The organism is Bradyrhizobium liaoningense, assembly GCF_018130955.1.
Classification (GTDB): domain Bacteria; phylum Pseudomonadota; class Alphaproteobacteria; order Rhizobiales; family Xanthobacteraceae; genus Bradyrhizobium; species Bradyrhizobium liaoningense_C.
Genome location: NZ_JAFCJM010000120.1, coordinates 1 through 7357, shown reverse-complemented (window position 1 = coordinate 7357; position 7357 = coordinate 1). Strand labels below are relative to the sequence as shown.

The following is a 7357-nucleotide window of genomic DNA, read 5'->3' as shown; positions in this document are numbered from 1 at the left end:
ATTTGCTGGCAAATTAATCAGCAAAGCATCTCACGTTCGAACATGATCTAGGAAGGCGGCCCTCACCGGGTGCTTACACCGATACGGGCGCACTGTCGCTTCATGTGGGGCTGGTGGTGTCGATCTTGCGGATTGGCTCGTGCGCCGGGGGCTGGCACTGGATTGGCCGCGATACAGCCTTAGCGAAACTTTGCACGCCTGAATGTTCGATCGCGAACATTGGAACCGCCCTGCGCCTGCTCAGGGCGTGGTGGCGTCCTTTCCGGGAGCTGCTAGGCTATGCTCAACTGCGAGTGAGCGATGACGCGAAATGTGCAGGCGAATTGTACGCGCAGTTCTAATGCGCCATTAGGACGGGCAAATCCGCGTGCTCCATGATATAGCTGGTCGCGCCGCCGAATATCATTTGCCGCAACCTGTTGCGGGTGAAGGCTCCTTTTATCAACAGATCGCAGCCTTGTGCTCTGGCGGCGTCCAGGACCGCCTCACCAGTCTCGCGATCGTCCAGCACGACGCTCATTAGCTTGGCGGCAATGTCGTTGTACAGCAATTGCCGGACTATCTGATCTGTAGATGGGCCTGGTACCTCTTGTCCGCCAATCACGGTCAGCACCGTTACTCTTTCCGCCAGACGAAGCAACGGCATGGCAAATGCGTTTGCCCGAGCCTGCTCGGTACTACCGTTCCAGTGGATCATGATGTTTGTCGCGATGCTTTTCGGCGGGTCTAATGGCACCAGTAGGATGGGTCTGCCGCTCTCAAACAGTGCAGATTCAATGGCGCGCCGGTGAGGACCGGCAGCATCAACGTCGGACCGTGTCATTGCAATGACGTCGAAAGCGCGCCCATAACTTCCGACAAACTCTTCACCCTCAGGCGCCGTTTCCAACCAACCGAAGCAAGGTCGGCTCGAACCTGCAGTGGCTTTGGCAATATCATGCTTTAGCATGAACGCTTCGAACGAACGGTGCATTTCTGCCAATTCTTCCTCGCTCTTCGCATAATACGAATCTAAAGAGAATCCGGTGGCCAGTTCTGCAGCCAAATATTGAGGAATGCCGAACCGGAGCGGAAAGCCTTCGACGTAGGCGCCGGTACGTTGCGCGAGACGTACGGCAGCCTCGAGCACGGATGCCATGGCCGCAATGTTTTGGATCGGTACCAAGATCGTCTTCATTTTCAACCCCGTGTTTCAGATGAACACTCATGTACAGCGTCTAGTCACCTTTGAGACAAGGCTAACGGATTGCGACTGAGACCGACGAATCGTTCCTGATTGCGACGCAGCTCGTTGTCAAAATGCCGAGCAACTAAGCACTTCATGTTAGCACGCACCTGGCGCAAAGCGGACATCAGAGCTGATGACGAGGCGCCGAAGGGTCAAAAACGCCGCTTTCCAGTCTGGCCAGTCACTTCCGGTCTACCCCGATAAGCGGACCGTCTCGGAAGCCGCTCGGACTTCGCCTTCGGGCCATAAGCGGAAGCACTGGATTTGAAAAGAAGCGCCGCGGCATGGTACCATTGGGGACATTCAACAACCTTCGCGGGTTCGTCGACATGTTGGCTGAGTATCATCACATCATTGAAGAACTCGCATTCCCGTACAAGGCGCCGAACGCCTATCGGGCATTGGTCGATCTTGGGATACAGGCACTTCCTGCAGTGCGCGCCGGGCTGCGGCACGACAATCCTGATGTCCGCTTGCATTGTTGCAGGTTTCTCGACCGGTATTTGTCACCCGATACTCTCTCCGATTTGATCGGTATGCTGAACGATGGCGATGAGCGGGTCAGATGCTCCGCCTTGCACACATTGGCGTGCGACCGATGCAAGGAAGGAACCTGCAGGCCCGAGGAAGCCGAAGTGCTGCCAAAGGCGATGAAACTGCTTGAGCGCGACCCCGATGCGCATGTGCGCGCAATGGCAATTGAAGTGGTCGGACAGTTCGTCCACACCAATGCGCTTGCCGCTGCGGCGATTTCCGCTGCCCAACAAAGTGACGAAAATCCAACCGTGCGAAAGAAAGCCGGATGGTATGTGCCGGGAGGCCCAATCCACAGCCGGACCAAGCCAAGGCTCCGTTCGATTTCTTCGAGCTAAGTCGGATACGGGTCAGAAGCAGGCTTCGAACTCAAGAAGCTCTGACCGGGCCGAACAGCGGGTAGTCTGCGATCAAGCGGCTTGCCCCCTGCTAGTACCAATGATCTTGCCGTCTGGTCCGACAAGTGCTCCGAACAACAGAAGAAATGGGCAACCAAGCCAAAGATAGAATCCCAACCCAGCACTCTTTACAACCAACTCAGCGTCAGCGACATGCATCGAACGTATTTTTATGGTTGAGACTGCCAGCGCTACAGCAATGCCAGCAGCGATCAATTTGAAATGGGGCTGCATTGGCATGGCGGAAAGCAGCATCAATGGATTGGCGAACCACCCGAACTGCCACTTCGAGATAGCGAAGGGGCCAAAGAATAGAAACCACCAGCCGATCCATTCGCCCGTTGATTGGGAAGCGTGGTTGGTTTCGACAGTCACGACCACGGGCAGAAACAGCGACGCGGCAAATAGCAAAAATGCCGCGAGATAAAGCATCATCTGTAAGATTAGAGCAGGGCGATTCGAAATCATTTGCTGCTTCGCCTTTTCACATCAAACCAAGAGATTCGTTTGCTGAAGGTTACGCATGGTGTGATTTACTTTTGCTGAAGGCGACTGAGAAAAGCTTACGTGATGAAGCACATCGTTCTCTGCAACGTCGTGGGGGTTCCGGCTGACATATGGGCGCGGCGCCTCGAAGTCCGCTCCGGGGCATTCGCGACCGGGTCGAGGCAGCAACAACTCAGGCCATGTCCGCTATGCCCCGAAAGCATCTAAATTTGCAGCGCTGGGAAATGTCGCGAAGGGCCATGTGTGGACGGCTCCGGGCTGGCAAGGGTTTTCTTTACGCATGCGGCGGTAGTCGGAGCAGCCATGTGTTCGGCCTGTTAGCGCGGTTCACGTGACCGCTGGCCATAACGCCCTCCGCGGATCAGGTCCCGGTCAAAAGCACGCATTCGAAGATGCCATGGCCCAAGTGGGTTGTCCTGATCGCCGGATCGACCGGCGCTGCATTACGTGCTGTTCGCCCTCCCAACCGTTACGTCACACCGGATATCCGGCGCGATAGGTTACGCCGCGAGCGCGACGGGCTCCCTGTAGCGCTCACCCTGGCCATCATAGCCCACGCCATCCGAGCAATCTTGTTGGCGAGCGCGATCGCAGCCACCTTGGTGGGTCGGCGCATCAGCAGTCCCGTCAGCCAAGGCCGATGCCCCGTGCCATGGATCTTGGCATAGCGGATCACGGCGAGCGCGCCAGCCGTGAACAGGCTTCGCAAATAGCGATCGCCTTGTTTGCTGATACTGCCAAGCTTGTCCTTGCCTCCGCTCGAGTTCTGCTTCGGCACGAGCCCAACCCAGGCCGAGAAGTCTCGTCCCGATCGGAAAACCTTGGGATCGGCAATGCTGGCGACCAGAGCTGTTGTCAGCGCCGGCCCGACGCCGGGGATCGCGTCAAGCCGCTTGCTCGTCACGCTTGATCGATGCCAAGGCGATGATGCGTCGGTCGAACTCCAGGATTTGGGCCTTCAGTGCGCGCAATTGACTGCCGAGAGCCGCAAGACAAGCACGGGCCACCTGGGGGAGCCGGTCGTCGGCTCTATCGGCGACGATCTCCAGCAGTTGCTCGACACCCCTGCGCCCGACAGGGGCGACAATCCCGAACTCGGCGAGATAGGCGCGGATTGAATTGATCACGGTAGTCTGCTGGCGGATGAAGAGATGGCGCGCCCGGTGAAGCATCAGGCAGCTCTGCTGCTCGACCGTCTTGGTCGGTACAAACCGCATGGTAGGTCTCGTGACCGCCTCGCAAATCGCCTCCGCGTCCGTGCTGTCGTTCTTCTGTCGCTTGACGTAGGGCTTCACATAGGCCGGAGGCATTAATCGCACCGTATGCCCCAACGCTTGCAGCTCGCGCGACCAATGGTGCGACGAGGCGCAAGCCTCGATGCCCACTAGGCATGGCGGCAGCTTCTGGAACAATGCCACGACCTGCTGCCGCCTTAACTGACGGCGCACGACCACCTGGCCGGCCATCTCTCGAAGCTAGTAGAGGACTGCGAGTCCTTGACGATTGTGTTCGGCGTACAGAATGCATGCACCATGTACCCGCCCTACACCGTGGGGAGCGATTTCATCGCTGAGAGCGATCATACGGACCACGCAAAAGCTAGGCCTCTCGTGGCGCCGTTCAACAGCATCCAACAGATCATCAGTCACCCGGCGAAGAGCTAGATGATCAAGCCCCTGCACATGGCAAGGGCCTTTACGTCGCTACACGCTATTGACCCGGAGCAAAGCTCGACGCGCCGTGATGGGCGCCCCGGGTTTGAGGATTTGGTCGATCTATTACGGCGATGTCAACGTCGGGACGATCGGCCTGCGCAGCGGCAACCCGGTCAGCACCGATCCGTGGTGCTGGCGCTGCGGCTTTTATCCCGGATCGAACCCGGGCGAGTGCACCTCCGGCACAGCGGCGACGTTCGAACGGGCCGGTAAACGCTTCGACGGCCATGATCCGGCCGGGAGCCACCTCCACTGCGTGGACACACTTACGCCCCTTAGCGGATGGCGGCCCAATGAAGTGCAATAATTTGCGCTGGCACGCCCGATGAGCAACGCGCGCTATTGCGGTAGCGGGCGCCGGAGCTTGGCGGGCTGCAACATAGCTTGCCAGAGTAAAGCTGCCATCCAATGAAGGAAGGCCCGTCGGTGCTGCACTAGCCACGGCCACCATTTTGGCATCACGTCGGTCACAAACATCGCCGTTCGAAGACCGCCAAAAAGCATGACCATGAGAAGGATTTTGATTGTTTCATTTGTCATTTCGACACCTTCTTTGAAGCTATGCCGAACAATGAAAAAGCTGATCCCTTGCACTCCCAGTCGAGATTGTCGAACTGCGACATCGCGGTCTATATCTTACGGGAAGTACGTAAGCAGACTTGTGGTTGGTGTTCATTATCATATCGGTGATGAGAACCGCGCGGCCGCCGAGTGAGGGTTCAGGACCCAATTTCGAGGTCACGATGAGAACAGCTTCCTGTTTCGGGAGCACTTCGTTTGGCGGGGAAATGGTTTCACGGGCTGCTCGATTTGCGTCAATTCTACTGTCCCTGTGATCCAAGAATTTGGACGCAGCCTGTGAACAGGCTCACAATCTGGCGTCAGAACCGGGGCCAATGTCACTGCGGAAATGTGTGGTGGGAATATTGTATCCATCTCAAAACAGGGGTTGCGTCATGAAACGTCTGTTCCCATTTGCCGCCGTCGCGGTCGTCATATTGATAGGAGCCGATGGAGCTACTGCCGGGGAGCTTCCAACTTATGAATTGATGGGCTTCCCGATCACCGCCCACCAATTTTCGGTGGTGGGATCGGCCGGTATTCAAGAGTCCTCGCCCGTCCCAACGCTGATGTTCGGCGACATGCCCGCCTCTCCCCATCAGATTGCGGTCTTGAGCCCGCGCTCGAAAAATATTGAGGCATTGGCTGCGAACCAGAAGCTAGTCACTGTTGGCTTCGCACCACACTAGCGCGCGGACCGACGCGACTGCACCCATTTGCGGCACCTTTGCGCTCCCCGCCTCACGGCGGGGCTTTTTTGTTTCAATTAGGTGGCGCCGCGCGTAGATGGCGGATTGGTCGTGCCCATTTTTCGATCCCATCGAGCTGCCAGATAGCCGAAGGATCGAAACCCTGAGAGATGCAGCCACCTTCATCACGAAGCTCCCGAAGCGCGAGCATGATGCGCCGGAATGGCAGGCGGCGATCGAGGCGCTGATGCTGGTGGCCGATCTCGGTGGCCCGACAATGCTTGCCCGCATCGGCATGCTGCGGGCGCTCAACCGTCGCAAGCAGGTTACCAATCCGCGCAAGAAGCATGCAAAGGGCGTACAGGATCGTCAAATGATCCAAGAAGAGCCACGAGGCCCGGATGTGGGATGATCCGGGCCTCTAACAGATGTCGAAACGGTTCCCACTAAAAAGAGTATACACCGTTGCGGCCTCGTGCTGCCTGAAAGCATTGGGCTAAGATGGTGGGCCCCTATTGATCTAGGACAAGACGCGCCACTCAGCGGTTTTCGGGAGGAGAACCAGGTTCCTAATCCTCAAAGACGCGGCCATCTTCATCACGAAGCTGCTGAAGCGCGAGCGTCTGCGCCGGGATGGCGGGCCGCGATCGAAGCGCTAATATTGGTGGTCGATCTCGGCGGCTTCTATCCGGGTTCGAACCCGGGCTCTTGGCAACCTTGATTATCGTGAACTGGATCACAAACGCGTCGGGATTCTGCGACGTTCGGCCCCACTCTGAATCACCGAACCTTCCAGAGCGAGTGCGGACTCATGCATAAGCGTTGGCAGTTCGCCCGGAGGGTACTATGGGGCGGCGTGGCATGGCGTGGTCGAAGCGCGGGATTCCGTTGATCAGTTCTATCGTAGCGCTGACAATATTTCCGGCGCAAGGGCGTGACCTCGATGGACGCTTCAGGAGTTCACCGCTCCACGAGTGGTTCGAGCAGCTGGCCAGCCATAAAGGCCTCTGTTGCTCGTACGCAGACGGTCACGCCGTAGAAGACGTGGACTGGGAGGCCAAGGACGGCCACTACAGAGTCCGACTCCCGAAAGACGTGGGTTCCAAAGATATGATCTGGGTCGATGTGCCAGACGATGCAGTCATCACCGAGCCAAACCGCGCCGGGCGCACCATGGTCTGGCCCATCTACAATGACTTCTATCGAGATATATCGATCCGGTGCTTCATGCCGGGGAGCATGACTTAGCCGCTCAACAGGTCAGCAGTATCAACTATTTTGAACGATGCTTCCAGTTCGGCAATGAGCGCCTTGTGTCGGTCTTTGTCCGCCACTACCGGATATGTATCCCCGGTTGCGATTGGCTTCCGAAGGTGAGCAACTGCCCGCTGAGCGCGTTTCCGGTGAAGCCTTCCTCACCCTACCTCCAGCGGAGGCGCCGCTACGGGCACCGCGCCCCGGCCCCGGCAATCGGGCTTTCAGCGTTGGCCGTCAAAGCGGGGATCGTCATCCAAATTGGCGCGCTCAATGTCAGCTCTACAGCGCATCACGGACTCAGACGGGACGTTCCGTCACGTCGGAGAAGGGCCGATTTTGTTGCAAAAGTCGGCTGTAACCGACGGATGTCTTTCGGCCATTTGGTAAGGCTGACCGGCTTTGATCCGCCGACCCTGACGCTCTCAACGCAACTCCTACGCTACGCAATGCACAGGGCATGAGCGGGTG

6 protein-coding genes and 1 pseudogene are annotated in these 7357 nt (G+C 57.8%); 4 read left to right on the top strand and 3 right to left on the bottom strand.

Going from position 1 to position 7357, the window contains the following annotated elements:
• Positions 1 to 337: 337 nt before the first annotated feature.
• Positions 338 to 1177: a universal stress protein gene (locus tag JQ632_RS38640; RefSeq protein WP_212407959.1), complete on the bottom strand. Its 840-nt coding sequence runs from the start codon at positions 1175 to 1177 to the stop codon at positions 338 to 340.
• A gap of 380 nt (positions 1178 to 1557) precedes the next feature.
• Between JQ632_RS38640 and JQ632_RS38635 the strand changes: the two genes are divergently transcribed.
• On the top strand, positions 1558 to 2100 hold the full coding sequence (locus JQ632_RS38635) for a HEAT repeat domain-containing protein (protein ID WP_212407958.1): 543 nt from the start codon (positions 1558 to 1560) through the stop codon (positions 2098 to 2100).
• 72 nt (positions 2101 to 2172) lie between these two features.
• Here the strand turns inward: JQ632_RS38635 and JQ632_RS38630 are convergent, their stop codons facing one another.
• Positions 2173 to 2628, bottom strand: a complete 456-nt coding sequence (locus JQ632_RS38630; RefSeq protein ID WP_212407957.1) for a hypothetical protein — start codon at positions 2626 to 2628, stop codon at positions 2173 to 2175.
• A gap of 508 nt (positions 2629 to 3136) precedes the next feature.
• Positions 3137 to 4133, bottom strand: a pseudogene (locus JQ632_RS38625) (IS110 family transposase).
• Between the two features lie 1205 nt (positions 4134 to 5338).
• On the opposite strand from JQ632_RS38625, the gene JQ632_RS38620 reads away from it, so the two are divergent.
• From JQ632_RS38620 to JQ632_RS38610, 3 genes are all read left to right on the top strand, one after another.
• Positions 5339 to 5632, top strand: a complete 294-nt coding sequence (locus JQ632_RS38620; protein WP_212407956.1) for a hypothetical protein — start codon at positions 5339 to 5341, stop codon at positions 5630 to 5632.
• Positions 5633 to 5729: 97 nt separating this feature from the next.
• On the top strand, positions 5730 to 6044 hold the full coding sequence (locus tag JQ632_RS38615; RefSeq protein WP_212407955.1) for a hypothetical protein: 315 nt from the start codon (positions 5730 to 5732) through the stop codon (positions 6042 to 6044).
• A gap of 449 nt (positions 6045 to 6493) precedes the next feature.
• Positions 6494 to 6880, top strand: a complete 387-nt coding sequence (locus tag JQ632_RS38610) for a hypothetical protein (RefSeq protein ID WP_312015710.1) — start codon at positions 6494 to 6496, stop codon at positions 6878 to 6880.
• The last annotated feature ends 477 nt before the right edge of the window (positions 6881 to 7357 follow it).